The sequence below is a fragment of the Streptococcus sp. S784/96/1 genome, assembly GCF_902729355.1.
Classification (GTDB): domain Bacteria; phylum Bacillota; class Bacilli; order Lactobacillales; family Streptococcaceae; genus Streptococcus; species Streptococcus caledonicus.
In genome coordinates, this window is record NZ_CACVCC010000006.1 from 1 (window position 1) to 18,818 (window position 18,818).

General features: G+C 37.7%; 24 protein-coding genes and 2 pseudogenes. 3 read left to right on the forward strand and 23 right to left on the reverse strand.

Features of this window, described 5'->3' with window-relative positions; translation table 11 throughout:
• Nucleotides 1-169 (forward strand): IS3 family transposase (locus GZ996_RS03000; protein WP_162011304.1); only part of this gene is annotated, 169 nt, incomplete at its 5' end.
• 416 nt (nucleotides 170-585) lie between these two features.
• Here the strand turns inward: GZ996_RS03000 and GZ996_RS03005 are convergent.
• The 6 genes from GZ996_RS03005 to GZ996_RS03030 form a co-directional block, all read right to left on the reverse strand.
• Nucleotides 586-825 (reverse strand): KH domain-containing protein, encoded by a 240-nt coding sequence (locus tag GZ996_RS03005; protein WP_156806512.1) that lies wholly within the window; start codon nucleotides 823-825, stop codon nucleotides 586-588.
• A 20-nt stretch (nucleotides 826-845) separates the two neighbouring features.
• The gene (gene rpsP / locus GZ996_RS03010; RefSeq protein WP_027974556.1) at nucleotides 846-1,118 is read right to left on the reverse strand and encodes a 30S ribosomal protein S16; all 273 of its coding nucleotides are present in this window, start codon (nucleotides 1,116-1,118) and stop codon (nucleotides 846-848) included.
• A gap of 120 nt (nucleotides 1,119-1,238) precedes the next feature.
• On the reverse strand, nucleotides 1,239-1,853 hold the full coding sequence (locus GZ996_RS03015) for a TVP38/TMEM64 family protein (protein WP_162011305.1): 615 nt from the start codon (nucleotides 1,851-1,853) through the stop codon (nucleotides 1,239-1,241).
• Nucleotides 1,846-3,072, reverse strand: coding sequence for an ABC transporter permease (locus GZ996_RS03020; RefSeq protein ID WP_156806510.1), 1,227 nt, complete (start codon nucleotides 3,070-3,072; stop codon nucleotides 1,846-1,848). Before GZ996_RS03020 ends, GZ996_RS03015 begins: the two co-directional genes overlap by 8 nt.
• A gap of 8 nt (nucleotides 3,073-3,080) precedes the next feature.
• Nucleotides 3,081-3,791 carry an ABC transporter ATP-binding protein gene (locus tag GZ996_RS03025; RefSeq protein WP_156806509.1) on the reverse strand — a complete coding sequence of 237 codons (711 nt, stop codon included), beginning with the start codon at nucleotides 3,789-3,791 and terminating at the stop codon, nucleotides 3,081-3,083.
• Nucleotides 3,781-4,989, reverse strand: coding sequence for an efflux RND transporter periplasmic adaptor subunit (locus GZ996_RS03030; protein ID WP_162011306.1), 1,209 nt, complete (start codon nucleotides 4,987-4,989; stop codon nucleotides 3,781-3,783). The genes GZ996_RS03025 and GZ996_RS03030 overlap by 11 nt, the downstream gene beginning before the upstream one ends.
• Nucleotides 4,990-5,072: 83 nt before the next feature.
• Here GZ996_RS03030 and GZ996_RS03035 point away from each other — a divergent pair.
• Nucleotides 5,073-5,778 (forward strand): annotated as a pseudogene (locus GZ996_RS03035) (IS3 family transposase); the annotation flags it as partial.
• A gap of 309 nt (nucleotides 5,779-6,087) precedes the next feature.
• On the opposite strand, the gene GZ996_RS03040 reads toward GZ996_RS03035, so the two are convergent.
• From GZ996_RS03040 to udk, 8 genes and pseudogenes are all read right to left on the reverse strand, one after another.
• A complete protein-coding gene (locus tag GZ996_RS03040; RefSeq protein ID WP_156806507.1) occupies nucleotides 6,088-7,218 on the reverse strand; it encodes a sodium ion-translocating decarboxylase subunit beta in 1,131 nt (376 codons plus the stop codon).
• A 9-nt stretch (nucleotides 7,219-7,227) separates the two neighbouring features.
• The gene (locus tag GZ996_RS03045) at nucleotides 7,228-7,569 is read right to left on the reverse strand and encodes a biotin/lipoyl-containing protein (protein WP_162011307.1); all 342 of its coding nucleotides are present in this window, start codon (nucleotides 7,567-7,569) and stop codon (nucleotides 7,228-7,230) included.
• Nucleotides 7,570-7,610: 41 nt separating this feature from the next.
• Nucleotides 7,611-7,916, reverse strand: coding sequence for an OadG family protein (locus GZ996_RS03050; protein ID WP_161978804.1), 306 nt, complete (start codon nucleotides 7,914-7,916; stop codon nucleotides 7,611-7,613).
• 9 nt (nucleotides 7,917-7,925) lie between these two features.
• Nucleotides 7,926-9,305, reverse strand: coding sequence for an oxaloacetate decarboxylase subunit alpha (locus tag GZ996_RS03055; RefSeq protein WP_162011308.1), 1,380 nt, complete (start codon nucleotides 9,303-9,305; stop codon nucleotides 7,926-7,928).
• 126 nt (nucleotides 9,306-9,431) lie between these two features.
• Nucleotides 9,432-9,788, reverse strand: a pseudogene (locus GZ996_RS11830) (DUF1304 domain-containing protein).
• A gap of 22 nt (nucleotides 9,789-9,810) precedes the next feature.
• Complete coding sequence (msrB, locus tag GZ996_RS03060; RefSeq protein WP_156806503.1) at nucleotides 9,811-10,245, reverse strand: peptide-methionine (R)-S-oxide reductase MsrB; 435 nt, start codon at nucleotides 10,243-10,245, stop codon at nucleotides 9,811-9,813.
• Between the two features lie 141 nt (nucleotides 10,246-10,386).
• Nucleotides 10,387-11,106, reverse strand: a complete 720-nt coding sequence (locus GZ996_RS03065) for a hypothetical protein (protein WP_161978801.1) — start codon at nucleotides 11,104-11,106, stop codon at nucleotides 10,387-10,389.
• Between the two features lie 78 nt (nucleotides 11,107-11,184).
• Nucleotides 11,185-11,808: a uridine kinase gene (gene udk, locus GZ996_RS03070; RefSeq protein ID WP_156806501.1), complete on the reverse strand. Its 624-nt coding sequence runs from the start codon at nucleotides 11,806-11,808 to the stop codon at nucleotides 11,185-11,187.
• A 140-nt stretch (nucleotides 11,809-11,948) separates the two neighbouring features.
• Between udk and GZ996_RS03075 the strand changes: the two genes are divergently transcribed.
• Nucleotides 11,949-13,031, forward strand: coding sequence for a DEAD/DEAH box helicase (locus GZ996_RS03075; protein ID WP_156806500.1), 1,083 nt, complete (start codon nucleotides 11,949-11,951; stop codon nucleotides 13,029-13,031).
• Nucleotides 13,032-13,493: 462 nt separating this feature from the next.
• Here GZ996_RS03075 and yidD read toward each other — a convergent pair whose 3' ends face one another.
• The 9 genes from yidD to GZ996_RS03120 all read right to left on the reverse strand — a co-directional run bounded on the left by yidD (nucleotide 13,494) and on the right by GZ996_RS03120 (nucleotide 18,799).
• Entirely contained in the window at nucleotides 13,494-13,760 is a 267-nt protein-coding gene (yidD, locus tag GZ996_RS03080; RefSeq protein WP_161978800.1) for a membrane protein insertion efficiency factor YidD, read from the reverse strand.
• On the reverse strand, nucleotides 13,757-14,482 hold the full coding sequence (locus tag GZ996_RS03085) for a pseudouridine synthase (protein WP_161978799.1): 726 nt from the start codon (nucleotides 14,480-14,482) through the stop codon (nucleotides 13,757-13,759). The genes yidD and GZ996_RS03085 overlap by 4 nt, the downstream gene beginning before the upstream one ends.
• A 129-nt stretch (nucleotides 14,483-14,611) precedes the next feature.
• On the reverse strand, nucleotides 14,612-15,172 hold the full coding sequence (gene scpB / locus GZ996_RS03090) for an SMC-Scp complex subunit ScpB (RefSeq protein ID WP_161978798.1): 561 nt from the start codon (nucleotides 15,170-15,172) through the stop codon (nucleotides 14,612-14,614).
• Nucleotides 15,169-15,402 carry a phosphoribosylaminoimidazole carboxylase gene (locus GZ996_RS03095; protein WP_161978797.1) on the reverse strand — a complete coding sequence of 78 codons (234 nt, stop codon included), beginning with the start codon at nucleotides 15,400-15,402 and terminating at the stop codon, nucleotides 15,169-15,171. The genes scpB and GZ996_RS03095 overlap by 4 nt, the downstream gene beginning before the upstream one ends.
• A complete protein-coding gene (locus GZ996_RS03100) occupies nucleotides 15,395-16,108 on the reverse strand; it encodes a segregation/condensation protein A (RefSeq protein WP_161978796.1) in 714 nt (237 codons plus the stop codon). The genes GZ996_RS03095 and GZ996_RS03100 overlap by 8 nt, the downstream gene beginning before the upstream one ends.
• The gene (gene xerD, locus GZ996_RS03105; RefSeq protein WP_161978795.1) at nucleotides 16,098-16,850 is read right to left on the reverse strand and encodes a site-specific tyrosine recombinase XerD; all 753 of its coding nucleotides are present in this window, start codon (nucleotides 16,848-16,850) and stop codon (nucleotides 16,098-16,100) included. Before xerD ends, GZ996_RS03100 begins: the two co-directional genes overlap by 11 nt.
• Entirely contained in the window at nucleotides 16,843-17,307 is a 465-nt protein-coding gene (cbpB, locus tag GZ996_RS03110; RefSeq protein WP_156806493.1) for a cyclic-di-AMP-binding protein CbpB, read from the reverse strand. The genes xerD and cbpB overlap by 8 nt, the downstream gene beginning before the upstream one ends.
• Nucleotides 17,304-17,825 carry a YfcE family phosphodiesterase gene (locus GZ996_RS03115; protein WP_161978794.1) on the reverse strand — a complete coding sequence of 174 codons (522 nt, stop codon included), beginning with the start codon at nucleotides 17,823-17,825 and terminating at the stop codon, nucleotides 17,304-17,306. The genes cbpB and GZ996_RS03115 overlap by 4 nt, the downstream gene beginning before the upstream one ends.
• Nucleotides 17,807-18,799, reverse strand: a complete 993-nt coding sequence (locus GZ996_RS03120; RefSeq protein ID WP_161978793.1) for a nucleoside-triphosphate diphosphatase — start codon at nucleotides 18,797-18,799, stop codon at nucleotides 17,807-17,809. Before GZ996_RS03120 ends, GZ996_RS03115 begins: the two co-directional genes overlap by 19 nt.
• Between the last annotated feature and the right edge of the window lie 19 nt (nucleotides 18,800-18,818).

Genomic DNA, 18,818 nt, shown 5'->3' on the forward strand with positions numbered 1-18,818 from the left:
TTTCTTTGGTCATTTTAAGACGGAGTGTTATGACTTGAAGGCTTACAAGACATTTGAGGAATTAGTTTATGATATTGATGACTATATCTATTTTTACAATAACGAACGATTTCAAGAGAAGCACAACAGCCTTGCCCCTCTTGAATTGAGGGACAAGGCCGTTGCTTAATCTCTTATTATTTCATTGTCCACTTGACAGGGAGCAGTTCATATCTCAACCTTCTCTTGTTGATAGTAATAACAGATAGACGCAATGGTTGATTGGAAATCTGCAACTAGACACTTCTTTATTTTCAAGTGTCCACCTAAAATATCCACTGGATTATTCTCGCTCGTTCGTTTTCAAGCTCAAACCTAAAATAGTCCACCTGACTATTTTAGTACCACGAAATCATTAGCTGCTATCCTATATAAATGAGATGAACATTGTTCGTCTCATTTCCAACCTCCAAACATTTCGGAGACACTTGGAGATGTGCGGATGTGGAAGTGAAACTGTCCAGTGGACACCTTCATCCTGAGCTTAGAAATAAAATATCGAAGGGGAGTAAAGACTTCGAAATCATGACTTCTGCCACTCCCTTTTTACTTTTCATCAATAACTAAGCGGACTTTCTTGCCTGAGGTTGGCACCGAATAAACAATAGCTCTAATCGCTGTAATCGTACGTCCTTTTTTACCAATAACACGCCCAATATCTTGTGGGTCTAAACTTAGATGATATTCCAAAAATTCTGGAGTATCTTCAATTTTAATAGTTAAATTATCTGGTTGTGAAATCAAAGGTTTCACAATAGCGATAATGAGGTTTTCGATGGTATCCATAGGCTCTTGTCACTCACTTATTATTTTGAAAATTTTTGTTCGTGGAATTTCTTCATAACACCAGCTTTTGAAAGGATGTTACGAACTGTATCAGATGGTTGTGCACCTTTAGCCAACCAGTCAAGAACACGGTCTTCTTTAACTGTGATTTGGTTTTCTTCAACAAGTGGATTGTAAGTACCAACAGTTTCGATGAAACGACCATCACGGGGTGCACGTGAATCTGCAACATTAATACGGTAGAAAGGTTTTTTCTTAGAACCCATACGAGTTAAACGGATTTTTACTGCCATTTTATATAAAGTCTCTTTTCTTTTTTATTATGGTCAATAGCAGAGCTACTAACTTACTCTAACTAGTATATCACATAAAAAAGAGATGTCAAGAAAAAAACTTGACACCTCTTAAAATTTTTAAAATATTTTTTCTAGCCACTGTCCACCATAAATCCAAAAATAACTATAAGTTACAATGGAAATTGGTTTACATATCAGAATAATTCTAAGAAATTTGTAGTAAGGCATACTAGATAGACCAGTTACCATTACCATAATGTCTGCTGGTGCCATAGGCGATAACATATTTAAGATGAAAAATCGTTCGTAAGTTTTTGAACTGAGATGTTTCTCATACTTCAATAGATGTTTCTCATTAACAAACAACAAAATAAAGGGACGGCCGTATTCTTTGACTAAACAAAATAAAATGATGGAGCCTAGCGATAAGCTGATATAGTTCAGAAATAGTCCCCACCAAAAGTCAAATGCCATAAATCCAATAACTGTTGTCACACCTCCTGGAATAATAGGTACAACAACTTGAATCACTTGAATCAGAAAAAAGCAAAAACTACCAATAATCATGTGATCTTTTATCAGATTCGCAAGTGCATCTGGGTTTTCAAAAATCTTCAAACCTCTGACAAGATAGCCAACTAACACAACCGATAGAACGACCGCTATAATACCAATAATCTTAAAAATTTTCTGATAGCGATAGTAACGCTTTGGATCAATTTCTTTACTCATAACGTAGAGCCTCAATTGGATCTAATTTACTTGCTTTATTGGCAGGTAACAATCCAAAAATAATACCAATTGCAGCAGAGAAAGCTATTGCAACTCCCGCAACATCAAGTGACACAGAAGCATTTGGTAATTGCAAAGCATTTCCCATAGCACCTACAGCTAAATAAGCCAGACAAAGTCCGATAAAACCTCCTAAAACAGTCAAGACAACTGCCTCAATCAAGAATTGAGTAAGAATTTTTCCACGTGTTGCACCCAGAGCCTTACGAAGACCAATTTCTCGAGTCCTTTCAGTAACAGAGACCAACATAATATTCATCACTCCAATGCCACCTACCAATAATGAAATTCCAGCAATAGACCCAATAACTGTTGTCATAATACCAAATTGTGTATTAATTTCGTTAAGAATCTCCGTAGTATCCGCAACAGTGTATTCACCATCCTTAACTTGAGAAAGACGTGTTAAGTAAGCACCAGCTTTTTTTCCTAACTCTTGACTAAGTGTCACATCATTAACATGAAAATAAATCATATCATTTTCAGGAGCACCAAATTCATAGGCAACTTGAGTATTAGTCATAACTGCTAATCCTGTAAGTCCATACATTCCTACTACATTGACATCAGTTTTAAAAACTCCTACAACCAAGTAATCTTTATTGTCTAGATTAACAACTTTGTTCAAAGCATTATTGTATTTTCCCTTACCAAACAATTCATCAGCCATCACTGTATCCAACATGATAATGCGAGAAAAGTTTTGATAGTCAGTTTCTTTGAAGGCACGTCCTGCAATAATATCATATTCCTTGATTTTAAAATAATCAGCGCTTACACCAGTTACCTGAGCATTCTTTATCGTCTTCTTCCCATAATAGATACTGCCACCCGTATTATTCGTTGTATAATAGGCCGAAATACCATGAATATTATCAACAATCTCCTGTAACCATTCATCTTTAATCGGAGTATTAGCCATTGTAGTACCACCATAAAAGGCAGCATATGGGTTTTCCTCTTCCCCTTTGGGTTGATAATAGAGCTGAACGATCTTTTTATCACCTGTAAAACTGTCAGTCACACTGGTTTTCATTGCATTTCCAAGCCCCATGATAATAACAACAGCAGCAACACCGATAATAATTCCTAACATGGTTAAAATGGACCGCATTTTATGGCTAAGGACAGAGCTAATTGCAAATTTCCAATTTTCCATAACTCCTCCTAATCTATTCTAACACTTTCAGTAGTGTCTGCAGTAATTTCACCATCACGAATGACTATTTTTCGTGTAGCATAATCAGCAATTTCAGGCTCGTGAGTAACCATAATGATAGTTTTGCCTTCACGATTCAGCTGTGTTAAAAGATCCATTATCTGCTTTCCAGTCCTCGTATCAAGTGCTCCTGTAGGTTCATCCGCTAAGATGATGGATGGACTATTGACCAAAGCTCTAGCAATCGCCACACGCTGTTTTTGTCCACCCGAAAGTTCAGATGGTAAATGTTTGCGACGTTCACTCAATTCTACTTTTTCCAGAAAAGCTTGTGCCAATTCGCGACGTTTATTAGCACCTACACCGGCATAAATTAACGGCAATTCAACATTTTCTTGAGCTGTTAGTTTTGATAAGAGAAAGAATTGTTGAAAGACAAAACCAATTTCATCATTTCTAACCTGAGCTAACCTTTTCTCACCTAACTCCTCAACTGCTGTCCCTGATAAATGATAGGTTCCAGAAGTTGGACGGTCAAGAAGACCGATGATATTCATAAGTGTTGATTTACCAGAACCAGATGGTCCCATAATAGCTACAAATTCACCCTCATAAACAGTCAAATCAATTTCTTTTAAAACTTGTAGCTCTTCCTCACCATTACGATAAGACTTGGTAATACCAGACAAAGACATCAATTCTTTTTGATTACTTGTCACTAGAAGTCACCTCAGTTTCTTCGAAGGTTTTTGTGTTCTCTAATTTTTGATTGGATTTTAAAGAACTGTCAGGATTTACAACAATAGTTTGCCCTGCTGTTACCCCCGATGCTATCTCTTGAGAAACTGCATCAGCATTTCCAACCGCAACTTCTACTTTTGAAACTTTTTTACTTTTATCATTCAAAATCCATACATAGGATTTATCGCCATCTACAACGACAGCAGTTAAGGGTACTAATAAACTTTTCTGGTCATTAACAACCTCAACTGATACCGAAAAACCTTGTTTAAGTTCAGCAATATCACTCGTAATTTCTGCTTTATAGGCGTAACTAGCTCCAGATGATGTGTTGCCTGCTGTACTTGTGGAACTAACGTTTTGAGTAGGATAGTTTGAAATATAAGTAATTTTACCAGCCCATTCTTTGTCTGGATAGACTTTAGATTTCATTTTGACTGTTTGACCCACCTTAATATTAGCTAAGTCATATTCAGTTAAACTACCTTCAACTTGTAATTTCCCTTCACTAGTCACATGTACTAGAACTTGACTTTCTTTAGATGATGGATCAATATTGTTATCAATTTCAACAACGGTTCCTTCGACATCACTGAGTAAAGCCGTTTCATTTAAAGCTGTTTGGGCCTTAGCCACCTGAGCCTCTGCAGAGGCATAAGCTTCATACAAGGTTTGCAGTTGATTTTGATAGTCTGCATTAGCCTGAGCTGTTGGGTTGACTGTGGTAAATTCTCCAGTTTTTTCATCAACCACCGTTGTTGCTTGTGGCACACCATATGTCATTAATTGATTAATATCACGACCAACTTTATTAAGTCCACGAACAGCCTCATCATAAGATGCTTGCGTAATTGTTGTGTCATATTGGACTAGTTGTTGACCTGCTACTACCTTATCTCCGACTGCAACCGTAACTGAAGCGCTTGTTCCCTTACTAGGATCAAAATACACATATTGCTCAGATTGAGCTTTAACAGTTCCAGATAAAAGTGTTGAAGAAGCTAACATTCCCTCATTGACAATTGAGGTTTGATAAGTTTTTTGTTCTTTGGAACCACTACCCACAGTTGAAGCCATATAGGCATAACCACCTGTAACTAGGATAATTAGTCCAGCTATACCACCTCCAATTGTCTTTTTATTCAAAAATCTCTTTTTATCTTTTTTACGTGCCATCATATTTTCCTTTTATGTATTTATTATGTAATACAATGATATCTTTTAAAAGATAACTTGTCAAGTTTTACCTGTATTGATTATACAATGAATACAAGATAATACACTTACAGTTTTGTAAGAAAAAGAGGTTGGGACAATCTGAGGAGACAAATCGAACACTATTAAAAACCATCAAGGAACTCCATACCAAACGCAAGGGAATTTTAGGCTACCGTCGAATGACGCGAGCTGTCAATCGGAAACTTGGAACAACTTATAACAAGAAGCGAATTCGTCGCTTAATGCGTATCCTTGGTATCTCATCAATTATCCGTCGTTCTCGAAACTATTGCACGAAGACTAGTTTTGTGACTATCGAAGAGAATCTTCTCAATCGAGAGTTCACAGCTCAAGCCCCTAATCAAAATGGTGTACAGATGTGACTTTCTTACCGTATGGACAAGGTTGTAAAGCTTATTTAAGTGCTATTAAAGACCTTTATGATGGTTCTATCGTGGCTTACCCTATCAGTAAGCATAATGACAATCCTCTTGTCATGGAGAACCTAAGAAAGGCTATCAGATGACACGCTCTATGTCACGAGTTGGTAAATGCATTGACAATGCGCCAATTGAGAGTTTCTTTGGTCACTTTAAGACGGAGTGTTATGACTTGAAGGCTTACAAGACATTTGAGGAATTAGTTTATGATATTGATGACTATATCTATTTTTACAATAACGAACGATTTCAAGAGAAGCACAACGGCCTTGCCCCTCTTGAATTGAGGGACAAGGCCGTTGCTTAATCTTTTATTATTTCATTGTCCACTTGACAGGGAGCGGTTCAAAAAATATCTCAACCTTCTCTTTGTGATAGTAATAACAGATTGGCGCAGTGGTTGATTGGATGACCGTAACTGGACACTTCTTTCATTTTCAAGTGTCCACCTAAAATAGTCCACTGGACTATTTTAGTACTAAGCAATCGTTAACGGCCATCCTAATCAACTGTGCGGAGGTGGGACGACAAAATCGAAATCGTCTTTTTTGACGATTTAACGATTTTTGTCCGACTCTCTATTTTGCATATTTTTGGCAGGTTAGTATCAACTACTTTACCCAAAGAAGGCTAAAAGTGCACCCGCAGCAATGGCAGAGCCAATCACGCCTGCCACATTTGGTCCCATGGCATGCATCAAAAGGAAATTACTGGAATCCTCCTCTTGACCAACTTTTTGAACCACACGCGCAGCCATTGGAACCGCAGAAACACCCGCAGCACCAATCATTGGATTGATTTTTTTACCAGACAATCGGTACATCACTTTTCCGAAAAGTACACCACCGGCTGTACCAATAGAAAAGGCTAACAGTCCAAGAGCAATAATTTTCAACGTTGTTACAGACAAAAATAGCTCTGCATTTGCCTTAGCACCAACTGTTAAACCAAGGATAATCGTCACACAATACATGAGCGTATTTTGCAAATTATCAACAATCTTTGGAACAATCTTAATCTCACGAACCAAGTTACCTAACATTAGACATCCTACTAAAGTTGTCGCACTAGGGACCATCAGACTAACAAAAATCGTAACGACGATTGGGAATATAATTTTTTCCGTTTGTGAAACCGGACGTGCTTGAACCATCTTCGTTTTACGTTCTTCTTCCGTTGTCAGAGCTCGAATAATCGGCGGCTGAATAATTGGTACCAAAGCCATATAAGAATAAGCTGCTAAGGCAATGGTGGCAAGTAAATCTGGTGCCAAACGTGTTGTCACATAAATAGCGGTCGGTCCATCAGCTCCACCAATAATACCTACAGAAGCTGCTTCTTGGGGAGTCATGCCAAGTACAATTGCGAAGAAGAATGCTGCAAAAATACCAAGTTGCGCTGCGCCACCAAGTAAAATGGTTTTAGGGTTTGCAATTAGCGGTCCAAAATCTGTTGAAGCGCCCAGACACAAGAAAATAAGTGGAGGGTAAATTCCAAGGTGAGTTCCTTGATAAAGGTAGTATAAGAGCCCCCCAGGATTACCACCTTCTGGATGGGCCATTAGACCTCCAAGTGGTAGATTGACCAAGAGAATACCAAAAGCAATCGGAACCATCAAATAAGGTTCATACTCTTTTTTTATTCCTAAATAGAGAAAGACTAAAGCCAGAGCTATCATAACCATGTGTTGCCAAGTCATGTTAGCAAATCCAGAGGTTTCAATCATTTGATTGATTACTTCTAACATAGGCGCCTCCTAAAATGCTAAGAGCGCTTGGTCTGATTCAACCGCTTGATTTGGCGTCACCAATACTTGAGACACTGTTGCATCAGCTGAAGCAAGGATTTCATTCTCCATCTTCATCGCTTCCAAAATAGCAACCACCTCACCTTTTTTAACAGCTTGCCCTGCTTGCACTTTAATGGCCAAAACAGTTCCTGCCATCGGTGCCTTGAGGACATCTCCAGTTGTAGCGACTGGTGCAGGTGAAGGTTCTGCCTTTGGAGCTGGACTAGATGTTGCTACCGTCTCTCCTTCCGCTAACTCACGTAATGTTACCTCGTAGATTTGACCATTTACCGTTACTTCATATTTCATCTAAATTATCCTTTCTTTTACCACATGTCATTTAAAGCCACTTACTTCTTGACAACATTTGCCACTTCAAAACGTTTACCGCTTTCCTTTTTAGAAGCAAAAGCTAGCGCTGTCAAAACAGCAACCTTAGCCAGCTCATCTTCTTCTACCAAAGCAAGACCCGTTTGTGCTGGCACTGCTGCCACAGGTAACTGAACTGCTTGAGTAGACTGTTTCGCAATGGGTGCTTGTTTTCCTAAAATCTTACCAGTTAACTGCATCATTAACATGATTCCTAGTAAGCAGATAAATACCAGTCCCATCGAAACCACCGTTACCTGTAAAATATCAATCAGTGAATAAGTCATCTTTCCTCCTTATCGCACATATCCTGTCACACGAATCACTTCGTCGTTAGGAGCGTATTTTTTTGTTAAAAAGTCCTTGGCAACATTTGGGAAAAGGGCATAAATCAGTACATCTTCGTCAGATTTAGCTAACTCACCAATTTCCTCACGGAGTTTATCAAACTCTGGTTCTAAGCGATCTGCAGGACGCCCTGTATAAATTTCAGCATCCCCAATAATTGATTTAGCAAACTCTGGATCAACTGGAACAGGAGATTTTCCATATTCTCCTATTAGGTACTGTTTCACCTCTTTTGAAACCATCTTATAGCGCTCACCAAGTATAATATTCATAGCTGCCTGAGTCCCTACAATTTGGCTCATAGGAGTAACCAATGGCGGATAGCCCATATCTTTTCTAACTTTTGGAACTTCGGATAATACTTGGTCAAGTTTACTTTCAGCACCAGCTTGCTTCAGTTGTGATAACATATTTGATAGCATGCCACCAGGAACTTGATAAATTAAAGTTCTAGGATCTGCAAAAAGAAGGGTTGGACTCATCGTGCCATTATCGAGGTACTTCTGACGAACCGACCTCATATAAACAGCAATTTCTTCCATCAGTTTTTCATCTAGAGGAACATCATATCCCTCATCTTTAAGTGCAAGATAAAGCGACTCCGTCGCAGGTTGAGAAGTTCCTCCTGAAAATGGCGATAGAGCAGTGTCAATGCGATCGACACCTGCTTCAACAGCTGCGTGGTAAGTCATCTCAGAAATACCACTAGTCGCATGAGTATGGAGGATAATTGGAAGATTTGTTACTAATTTCATTCCAGAAATTAGAGCTTTAGCATCCCTAGGTGTCAACACACCTGCCATATCCTTGATACAAATCGAATCTGCTCCCATAGCCACCATCTGTTTGGTCAACTCTATATAATAGTCAACGGTATGAACCGGACTAGTTGTATAAGAAATGCAGAGCTGAGCCTCTTTACCAGTTCGTTTAACAGCATCCAAAGCTCGCTGTAAATTTCTGGTGTCATTGAGAGCATCAAAAATTCGAAAAACATCAATCCCATTTTCAGCAGATAGCTCCACAAACTTATCCACTACATCATCTGAGTAATGACGGTACCCTAAGAGATTTTGTCCTCTAAGCAACATCTGAAGTTTGGTATTGGGAAGATGTTTCTTTAGAGTGCGTAATCTTTCCCAAGGATCTTCATTTAAGAAACGCAAGCAGGCATCAAAAGTTGCACCTCCCCAACATTCCAAAGAATAGTATCCTACCTTGTCTAATGAGGACAAGATAGGTAGCATATCCTCTATGGACATACGCGTCGCCATCAAACTCTGATGAGCATCCCGCAATAAAGTTTCTGTAATCTCAACTGATCGCATAGAAACTCCTTTCTAGTTATCATTGATTTGAAGTCATCTCTAATTATATCACAAATAAAAGAAAACGATTACATTTTTTTGAAAATAAAATGAAAAGAACCGAATTCTCGATTCCTCATTCTCATCTTAAAAGAGCATTGAAATAAGAGTAAAAATGGCTAAACCAGCCTGTTTTAAAGATAATGCTTTTATCGCTTGTTAGCCCCCATAGATTACTACTAGAACAATGTCTATCATCAAAAGCGCCAGCCATTGTTTGCTTGGAAAAATGAAAAGCACTACCAAAATTAACACGCCAATCAATCCATTATAGACACCTTAATTTTAAAAAAACGTGTTGACAATTGGACGTACAAGTTCTTCTTCAGACATTTCGAACACACGTGATGTGGATTGAGAGCTCGTTGCAAGTGTCTCAAGATAAAAAATATAGAAAAACTCTCTAGAAACAAGAATCCAAAAAGTGATTGTAAAAATTGGCATAAGACCTCCAATAGTCTTTTAACTACTCAAATAAGTTTTTATACTCCCAATAACCCTTTTCTTCTAGTTCATCATAAGGAATAAATTGCAAAGCTGCTGAGTTGATGCAATATCGTAAACCACCTTTTTCCATCGGTCCGTCGTTAAAGACATGACCAAGATGAGAGTTAGCTCCACGGCTCCGCACCTCAATACGGCGCATGTTATAAGAAAGATCATCATGATTGGTAACCATTCGATTTTCAATCGGCTTAGTAAAAGCAGGCCAACCACAGCCTGAATTATATTTATCTAATGAAGAAAACAGTGGTTCTCCACTGACCACATCAACATATATGCCTTTTTCAAAAAACTCATCGTACTGGCCTGTAAAAGCACGCTCAGTACCTGCATTTTGTGTTATTTCATAAGCTAAATCGCCAATACGTTGACGTAATTCTTCTTGTGTTTCAGTCATTTTTTCACCTCAGATAAGTTGTATGAAATGATTTATATTCTAGACTTTTTAACTTTTAGTGTCAAGGTACAAGCATTTTTGATTACAAAATACTAACCATAAACAAAAGACGGAATAAGCAAATCATCCCAACCTTTTTGATTATTCATTCTCATTTCCTGTATTCCCAACAATCGGTGATGAGGTTTCACTGACACTAGGATCCGTATTACCTGACTCCGGAGTTGTTTGAGGAGAATTAGCATAGCTAGTTTCCAATCCCTGATGATCAGTATTTTCTAATCCTAGTGTCCCAGAAGAATTATCACTACTATTTTGATTATCTTGTGGAATAAAGATTTCCGTTGTCGCTTCACTAGGTGTAGGCTCTTGTAAACGTGCTTCCAGTCCGCCTCTGACCTTATTGATACGTGCTTGTAACCTCTCTTGAAGTTCCTTATCTGTTATCTTATCAACCGCTTCTTGAGCAGAAATAAGATTTTCAACTAAAATCGTTTTTTCAAGATGATTGACTGCTTCTTCCGCTTGATTGTTGAGCTTTTCATTTGCTTGCTTTGTAGCCAAATAATCCCTTACCACATCAATACGTTTCTGAAGACCTGTCTTTGCATCACTATCTTTTAATTGATCCAAAGCTTTTTGGGCCTCTGTGATATTCTCATCAGTCATATCATGTTCAAGTCTTTTAATAGCCTCTTCCACATCAGATAGTTGTTTATTAGATGTCTGACTAACTCTTTTTTCAATGACAATTCGTTGCGATTCAATTTGCAGATGATGATAATGAAAAAGAGCTAATATTGCTAATATTAAAGATAGAATCCCTATAGCCGACAAAACATGCTTTTTCTTATTATCCACACCATCTCTCCCAATCGTCTTCCTCGTTCTATTCTACCATTTCGTAGTTTTTCTGACAATTGATTTGCTAATACTTCTTTACTCTCCTAAAATACTAGCAATTTTGGTGTTGATTAAATCAATAGCAACAACATTTGTCACTCCCTCTGGAATCACGATATCGGCATAACGCTTGGTTGGCTCAATAAATTGGTGATACATTGGCTTAACGACGCTAGTGTATTGCTCAATAATGCTATCCAAGCTACGTCCACGCTCAACCATATCACGTTTGATACGACGGATAATCCTAATATCATCATCTGTATCCACAAAAATTTTGATGTCCATTAAATCACGTAAACGCTCGTCTTCCATGACGAGAATACCTTCAATGATAAAAACGTCTTGCGGTTCTTGACGATAGGTTTTATCACTACGTGTGTGTTGTGTATAATCATACACAGGGATATCAACTGGTCGCCCTGCAATAAGCTCTTTGAGCTGTTCAATCATAAAGTCAGTATCAAAAGCCAGAGGGTGATCATAATTAGTTTTAACACGTTCTTCAAAAGTCAAATGATCTTGATTCTTGTAATAAGAATCATGTTCAATCATAGCAATTTTTTCATCTGGAAAATTCGCTAAAATAGCATGTGAAACACTTGTTTTACCCCCACCAGAACCACCAGTGACACCAATTATAATAGGTTTTTTACGCATTGTGATAGACACAGAGAAATTAACCGGATACCTTCCTAATTGCTCTGCCCTTCCTTTCCTCAATTTCTAAAATTTACATTCTCACTATTTTACCATATTTCGTGCTATAATGGAAAAGAAGAATTGTAAAGGACTAAAATATGTATCAAAATTTCCCAACTATTTGGCAAGAAAAGTTCAACTCACTTGGCTTTTCAGAACCTACACCTATTCAAGAACAAGCTTTTGAACCTATTTTTTCTGGTGAAAACCTTCTGGGCATCAGTCCAACAGGTACTGGTAAAACTTTGGCCTATCTCTTACCAGCCCTTCAAAAGCTGGCACCTAAAAAATCACAACAGCTCCTTATTCTAGCTCCCAATACAGAATTGGCAGGACAAATCTTTGAAGTAACTAAAGAATGGGCAGAACCTATTGGTTTAACAGCTCAGCTTTTTTTATCAGGATCAAGTCAAAAACGTCAAATTGAGCGTCTCAAAAAAGGTCCTGAAATCCTTATCGGAACTCCCGGACGAATTTTTGAGCTGATTAAACTCAAAAAAATCAAGATGATGAATGTGAATACTATCATCCTAGATGAGTTTGACGAACTTCTAAGTGATAGCCAATACCATTTTGTCAAAAATATCACGACTCATGTTCCTCGTGACCATCAGATGGTTTATATTTCTGCAACAAATAAGGTCGATACTGCTCATTTGGTAGAGAATACTGTGATTTTAGACCTTTCTAATCAGACATTAGACACCATTAGCCACTTCTATATACCAGTTGATAAGCGTGACCGCTTAGAGCTACTACGTAAGTTTTCAAATATTCCAGATTTTCGAGGATTGGTTTTCTTTAATAGCCTATCTGATTTAGGAGCAGCCGAAGAGCGCCTTCAATTCGCTGGAAGCTCTGCTATTTCCTTAGCCAGTGATGTGAACGTCAAATTCCGTAAGGTTATTTTAGAAAAATTCAAAAATCACGATATCTCCTTACTACTTGGAACTGATTTAGTTGCTCGTGGTATTGATATTGACAATCTTGAAATTGTTATTAATTTTGAAGTTCCGAGAGATAAAGAGGCCTATACTCACCGTTCTGGGCGTACGGGACGCATGGGAAAAACAGGAAGTGTCATTACCTTTGTAACTCACCCTGAGGACTTAAAAAAATTGAAAAAATTTGCAAAAGCAACAGAAGTCTACCTCAAAAATCAACAGCTACATCGAAAATAAAAAGCTACCGATTCCTTTGTAAACAATATGCCACAGATGAGCTGGCGTGAATTTACCACACTCAAATAGAGATTTTATAATAGATTTGATTTTCTTTTCTACTCAATTTAAAATCAAAATATGGACAAGATTCTAGTCTTATAGACAATATTTAGATTTTATTTCGTAATTCTTTACTATCACTTATCCTAATGTAGTGTGAGCCGCTCCGATCATTTCATACCATACTATATAAGATTCACATTTTTAGATTTTGATTTTTATGTGCATAATAAACGAGGAAAGAAAAAGAAAGTATTATAAAAGAACTTTTTCTTCAAACTACAAAGAGTCGGAGACAGAACTCTGAACAATAAAACCGAAAACGAACAAAGATTATCTCCTATACATCAAAGAGCATCTTTGTTCGTTTTTATATACAATTTATTAGAAAATAAGATTGAATAGTATCATTTTTCTAAACTAAAAGTCTTTTTGTCTCAAACTCTTTTTTTTCATCTTATATCTTCGGAGGCTAAAAAAATCCGGTACTGGATCCTCTCCTCCCTTTGTAAAAGGATGGCACCTTAGGATACGAGCTAAGCCCATAAAAACACCTTTTACACCATGCTTTTCGATTGCTTCAATCATATAATTAGAGCAAGTCGGACTATAGCGACAAGAAGGGGGAAAAACAGGCGATAGGAAGCGTTGATACCATCTTACTGGAATTATTAGGAATTTTTTCATTTTGATTTTGTCATGGCAGCATTATAGAGCTGACTAATTTCTTTCTTATTGAGACGACGAGCCTCACCCGGACGAAGACCTGTTAAATCCAAGGTACCAAATTGTGTTCGAGAGAGTTTGTCTACAAGAAGCCCACAGGATTCAAACATTTTCTTAACTTGATGATTGCGCCCTTCATGGATAGTCAATTCAACAACCGAACGATTTTTATCAGGCTCTACCTTGATGATATGATAACGCGCAGGCTTTGTTTTCTTTCCATCAATCACAACACCACGTGTTAGCGGACGAAGATTTTCCTTAGTAGCTATGCCTTTAACACGCGCCAAATAAACCTTATCAATCTCATTTCGTGGGTGAATCATCTTATCGGTAAAATCACCATCATTGGTCAAAATCAAAACACCAGATGTATCCCAGTCCAGCCGACCAACAGGATAAATACGTTCCTTAACCTGTGGCAATAAATCAAGAACTGTTTTTCTCCCCTTGTCATCACTAACACTTGAAATAACTCCTTTGGGCTTATATAGAAGGTAATAGACCTTTTCTTCATTGTAGATAGGTGTTCCTTCTACTTCAACCTTATCACCAGCTTTAACCGTAGTTGCCAGCTCACGGACAACTGTTCCGTTAATTGTAACAAGACCAGCTTTAATTAATTCTTCCGCCTTACGACGACTGGCAACACCAGCATGGGCAATATATTTATTAATACGCATATTATATTTGAGAGGAATCCCCCTCCCTCCTTTTCTACTAACTCACGTCTGTAATAGCTATTTCTTGCTTTGAGATTGAACAAAGTCTATCACAATATACATTCAATTATCTGCTTTATTCTATCCATCTTACTCTATATCACTATCTGTGTCAAAGAGAGTGACTTCTTCATTATGAAGTTGGATAGAGGAAGCATCCGGTAACTCCTCTAATCGGTTAATTCCTATATAATCTAAGAAATAATCTGTTGTTACATAGAGATTTGGCCGTCCCAATACTTCTTTTTTACCATCCTCTTTTATTAAGTCAAAGGCTTGTAATTTTGAGATAGCACCACTTGAATTAACACCACGAATCTCATCGACCTCTATACGAGTAATCGGTTGTTTATAAGCAATAATAGAAAGCACTTCTAAACTGGCACGCGAGAGACTCTGATTGATTGGTGTACTTGAGTAAAGGCGCAGGAGCTCTGCATGTCTTTCTTTCGTCACCAACTTATAAGTTCTTCCTGTTTCGACAAGACATAGGGCTGATTGATTATCATTGATATATCTTTCGGCTAACTTTTCAAGTTGTTGGGATAAAGCTGACGCCGTTAACTGAGTCAACTCAGTCAACTGCCTCATGCTAAGCCCGTCTTCACCTGCTACAAAAAGCAGAGCTTCAATATTAGCTAAATGGCTCATGACGTTCCTCCTGAAAAATCATCGGGACAAATCGCAACAGAAGGATAATGTGGTAACACCGTCAAATCGGTATCTAAAGGTAAGTCATAGGTAGCTAAATAGTCGTTTGGATACCGTTTTTTAAGCGTAGCCATTTTCTCTAAAATAGCTGTCTCATCTGTTGAAGCATAAACAACTTCCACAACAGCTTCCGTAGGTTCTGCAAAAGCATGTGCAATAATTTTAATCATAAGACTCCCCTTTTGTTAAAACAATCTCCCCAAAGTTATCGTCTTGAGATACTTTAACCTTTTGTACTTTGATAAGCTCTAATGTGGCTAAAAAAATCGTGATGACTTCTTGTCTGTCTGTTGCCTGATGAAACAATTCTGACAACATAAGGCGTCTTTTTTGTGCCAATTGGTTTTCCACAAATATCATCAAATCTTCAATACGATAATCATCACGTGAAATTGTAGTGTGGCTACTTCTAATTTCTGCTTGTTTTTTAGCCATAATCTGTGAGAAGGCCAAAAATAAATCTATAGTCGTTCGATCATGATTCAACGTCACATCATCATAAATAAGTTCTTGTTTAGGCTTCGAAAAATGCTGAGCACGCAAGTCATGCTGGGCTGCTAATTCTTGACCGAGAAGTTTATATTTTCGATATTCCTCAATTTGACTCAACAAATCCAACTCAGGATCATCTGCTTCTGGCTCTGTTTCAACAATTTGGGGGAGCAATTTACGACTTTTGATTAACATCAATTGACTTGCCATAAGCATGTATTCACCAGCTACCTCTAGACGCATCGCTTGAAGCGTCTCAATATAGGTTAAATACTGTTCGATGACTTCTACAATCGGAACATCGTAAATATCCATTTCATATTTAGAAACCAGATGAAGTAAAAGATCCAAAGGTCCCTCAAAGTCTTTTAATTTAATATCCATTTTTATAGTATTTTTCTAAGGTTGCTGTGCTTTTTAGTCCTAATTTTTTAGCTAAATCCAAAATAGCAACTCCTGATTTTTGTTGACGCAAAATGTGTTGTTCACGTAATTTTTGAGCCGTTAATTCAGATAAGTCAAGACTATCCAAATAGGCAGATAAAGTGACAAAAAACCATTGACGCGTATAGGTTTTTCCTTTATTTTCAAACAAATAAACTTGTCCGTCCTTCCAATTCAAATAGGGCATCAACCAATCATTAATGGGTAAAATCCTAACTGCTTCTGACTTTTTTATGGTCAAAATCTGAAATTCTTTGTTGATATTTGAAACCTTAAGTTCTGCTATTTCACTTGGTAGTAACCCAAGCTCTAATATAAGTAAGGCAATGAGCTGTCCAGACAAATGATTCGTTTTTCGGTATAAGCACTCTAAATCAATTAAAGATACTTCTTGTAATGGAACGACTTTTTTTTCTACTGCTTTTAATTTGTAAAAATAGTCGACTTGTCCCTTGTCATATAAGTAGTATAGAAACTGATTAACACTCGAAATTTTACGCTTTTGAGCTGATGGTTTAAGTTCGCTAAGGCTTTCTTGATATAGGCGCAAGCTATAAGCATCTAACCGATCACCAATCTGTGCCACGAATTGCTCCAAATCATAGGCATAGGATTTTCTAGAGTTCTGCGTCAGCTTTTTTTCCGACAAAAAAAGAGAAATATAAGAGACAAAATCAGTCATTGGGATGAATCGTGTAATCCTTTGTAAAATTATGTAATAGGCTGTTGACAGCTTTTAAAATTGATTTTCGGGTAATAATTCCGACGAAAGTTTGCTCGGCATCAACAACCGGTAAGAATGGAAAGTCCACCAATTTGTGGAGAACTTCTGTCACATCAGCATCAATAGATACTGTAGAAATCTTGCTATTGGCCATGTGAGCAATATCCGTTTGAGCCATTTCCCAATCTTGCAGACCGTTCTCCGACTGATACCTCATAATATCTGAAAGAGAAATCGTTCCCACATATTTTTTATCCCTTGTAATGACAGGAACACGAGAAAAACCATTGCTTGCAAGAAGTAATAAAACGTGATCAGCATTGTGGGTGTCCACAAAAATGGCAACTTCTTCTGCTGGTGTCAAATAAGTCTCTAACTGCCCCTTTAAAAAAACTTCAAATTCTTTTGCAATCATCGTGAAAATTCCTTTGATAATCCTTCAAAAAGTGTGTGGTTAAGACGATAAAAATCAACAACAATCTTATCATCTGTCACCGTTACTTTAGCATAAAGTTTCTCAGATACTTCGCCTCTCGGTTGTAGAACAGAGCCAGGATTGATAAAAACAATTTTACCTTCCTGCCAGGCCGCTGCTCTATGTAAGTGTCCATATAAGCAAATATCAGCACCTGCTTCTTGAGCAAATAAATCTAAACGATCCCACATAAAGTTGATATGATAAAGGTGACCATGTGTCTGTACAATCGTCAGATTTGAAAAATGCGTCACTCGACTCTCTTCATAACCAGAATCATAATCACAATTTCCACATACCACCGATATCCCATTCCAGATAGGATCCTTGGACTCTAATTCAGAATCACCATTATGGAAAATGGCATCAACTTTTCCTAAATAGTAATGCTTAATGTTTTCGACGACTTGCCTGTCGCCATGAGAATCGCTCATCACAATTAATGTGTATTCAGCCATGTTGGAAAGACCTCCATGAGTTTTTTGACCGCTAAACCGCGGTGGGATTGTTCATTTTTTTCATCAGAAGAAAGCTGGGCAGCGGTACGGCCAGTTTCACCAACTAAGAAAAGTGGGTCGTAACCAAAGCCATTGTCTCCTTGAGCTTGCATCCCAATATAGCCTGGCCACTCAGCCTCAACAACCAAAGACTCCTTATCAGGACTTGCAACAACTAAACAGCAATGAAATTGGGCAGTTCTGTCACTTTGATTAAAAACCATTTGTAATTCATGTAATAATTTTGCATTATTTTTTGCATCTGTCGCATCTGGTCCAGAAAAACGTGCTGACCAAACACCTGGTAAACCACCCAACACATCAACCTTAAGGCCTGAATCGTCAGCTAAGACCATTTTACCAGTTAATTTAGCAATTGTCTCTGCTTTCAAACGTGCATTAGCTTCAAAAGTGGTTCCAGTCTCTTCAACATCTGGTAAATCTGGGTAATCATTTAGATTTTCAACCTTAATCCCCATCTTGTCAAAGCATTGACGAAACTCTTTGGTTTTTCCTTCGTTTTTCGTAGCTATTAAAAGCGTATCCCCAAAGCCTGTATCAGATTGACCAAAGAAGTCTTTCAAAGACACACCATTTGTTGACACATAAACGGAGTAAAGCTTTTCCCCTTCGATAATAAGAACAGTTCCTTTATGATGGACTACTCTAAATTGACGGTCATTTAGGTCATTTAAAATCTCTAGGGCAAACTGAATCAGCTGAACATCTGATTGTAGTCTGATGACCTCAATAGCTACACATTGATTAAAATCATCTTCATACCTTGGAAAAATCAATTGATCCAACTGATGAGCAAGCCGAGAAATATCCTGTTCTCTCCCATTCTCTCCAAAACTAGAAAACATATTGGCGAAAGAACCTTTTCCGATAAACCAATTATTGTCATCTTTATATTCATAAATTTTTTCTGTCATTGCTCCACGTGCTCCATAT

Bases quoted from the DNA above. Each gene is read 5' to 3' on its own strand.
- GZ996_RS03005 (WP_156806512.1), bottom strand. From the start codon at position 825: ATGGATACCATCGAAAACCTCATTATCGCTATTGTGAAACCTTTGATT.
- rpsP (WP_027974556.1), bottom strand. From the start codon at position 1,118: ATGGCAGTAAAAATCCGTTTAACTCGTATGGGTTCTAAGAAAAAACCT.
- GZ996_RS03015 (WP_162011305.1), bottom strand. From the start codon at position 1,853: ATGAGTAAAGAAATTGATCCAAAGCGTTACTATCGCTATCAGAAAATT.
- GZ996_RS03020 (WP_156806510.1), bottom strand. From the start codon at position 3,072: ATGGAAAATTGGAAATTTGCAATTAGCTCTGTCCTTAGCCATAAAATG.
- GZ996_RS03030 (WP_162011306.1), bottom strand. From the start codon at position 4,989: ATGGCACGTAAAAAAGATAAAAAGAGATTTTTGAATAAAAAGACAATT.
- GZ996_RS03040 (WP_156806507.1), bottom strand. From the start codon at position 7,218: ATGTTAGAAGTAATCAATCAAATGATTGAAACCTCTGGATTTGCTAAC.
- GZ996_RS03045 (WP_162011307.1), bottom strand. From the start codon at position 7,569: ATGAAATATGAAGTAACGGTAAATGGTCAAATCTACGAGGTAACATTA.
- GZ996_RS03050 (WP_161978804.1), bottom strand. From the start codon at position 7,916: ATGACTTATTCACTGATTGATATTTTACAGGTAACGGTGGTTTCGATG.
- GZ996_RS03055 (WP_162011308.1), bottom strand. From the start codon at position 9,305: ATGCGATCAGTTGAGATTACAGAAACTTTATTGCGGGATGCTCATCAG.
- msrB (WP_156806503.1), bottom strand. From the start codon at position 10,245: ATGACTGAAACACAAGAAGAATTACGTCAACGTATTGGCGATTTAGCT.
- udk (WP_156806501.1), bottom strand. From the start codon at position 11,808: ATGCGTAAAAAACCTATTATAATTGGTGTCACTGGTGGTTCTGGTGGG.
- GZ996_RS03075 (WP_156806500.1), top strand. From the start codon at position 11,949: ATGTATCAAAATTTCCCAACTATTTGGCAAGAAAAGTTCAACTCACTT.
- yidD (WP_161978800.1), bottom strand. From the start codon at position 13,760: ATGAAAAAATTCCTAATAATTCCAGTAAGATGGTATCAACGCTTCCTA.
- GZ996_RS03085 (WP_161978799.1), bottom strand. From the start codon at position 14,482: ATGCGTATTAATAAATATATTGCCCATGCTGGTGTTGCCAGTCGTCGT.
- scpB (WP_161978798.1), bottom strand. From the start codon at position 15,172: ATGAGCCATTTAGCTAATATTGAAGCTCTGCTTTTTGTAGCAGGTGAA.
- GZ996_RS03095 (WP_161978797.1), bottom strand. From the start codon at position 15,402: ATGATTAAAATTATTGCACATGCTTTTGCAGAACCTACGGAAGCTGTT.
- GZ996_RS03100 (WP_161978796.1), bottom strand. From the start codon at position 16,108: ATGGATATTAAATTAAAAGACTTTGAGGGACCTTTGGATCTTTTACTT.
- xerD (WP_161978795.1), bottom strand. From the start codon at position 16,850: ATGACTGATTTTGTCTCTTATATTTCTCTTTTTTTGTCGGAAAAAAAG.
- cbpB (WP_156806493.1), bottom strand. From the start codon at position 17,307: ATGATTGCAAAAGAATTTGAAGTTTTTTTAAAGGGGCAGTTAGAGACT.
- GZ996_RS03115 (WP_161978794.1), bottom strand. From the start codon at position 17,825: ATGGCTGAATACACATTAATTGTGATGAGCGATTCTCATGGCGACAGG.
- GZ996_RS03120 (WP_161978793.1), bottom strand. From the start codon at position 18,799: ATGACAGAAAAAATTTATGAATATAAAGATGACAATAATTGGTTTATC.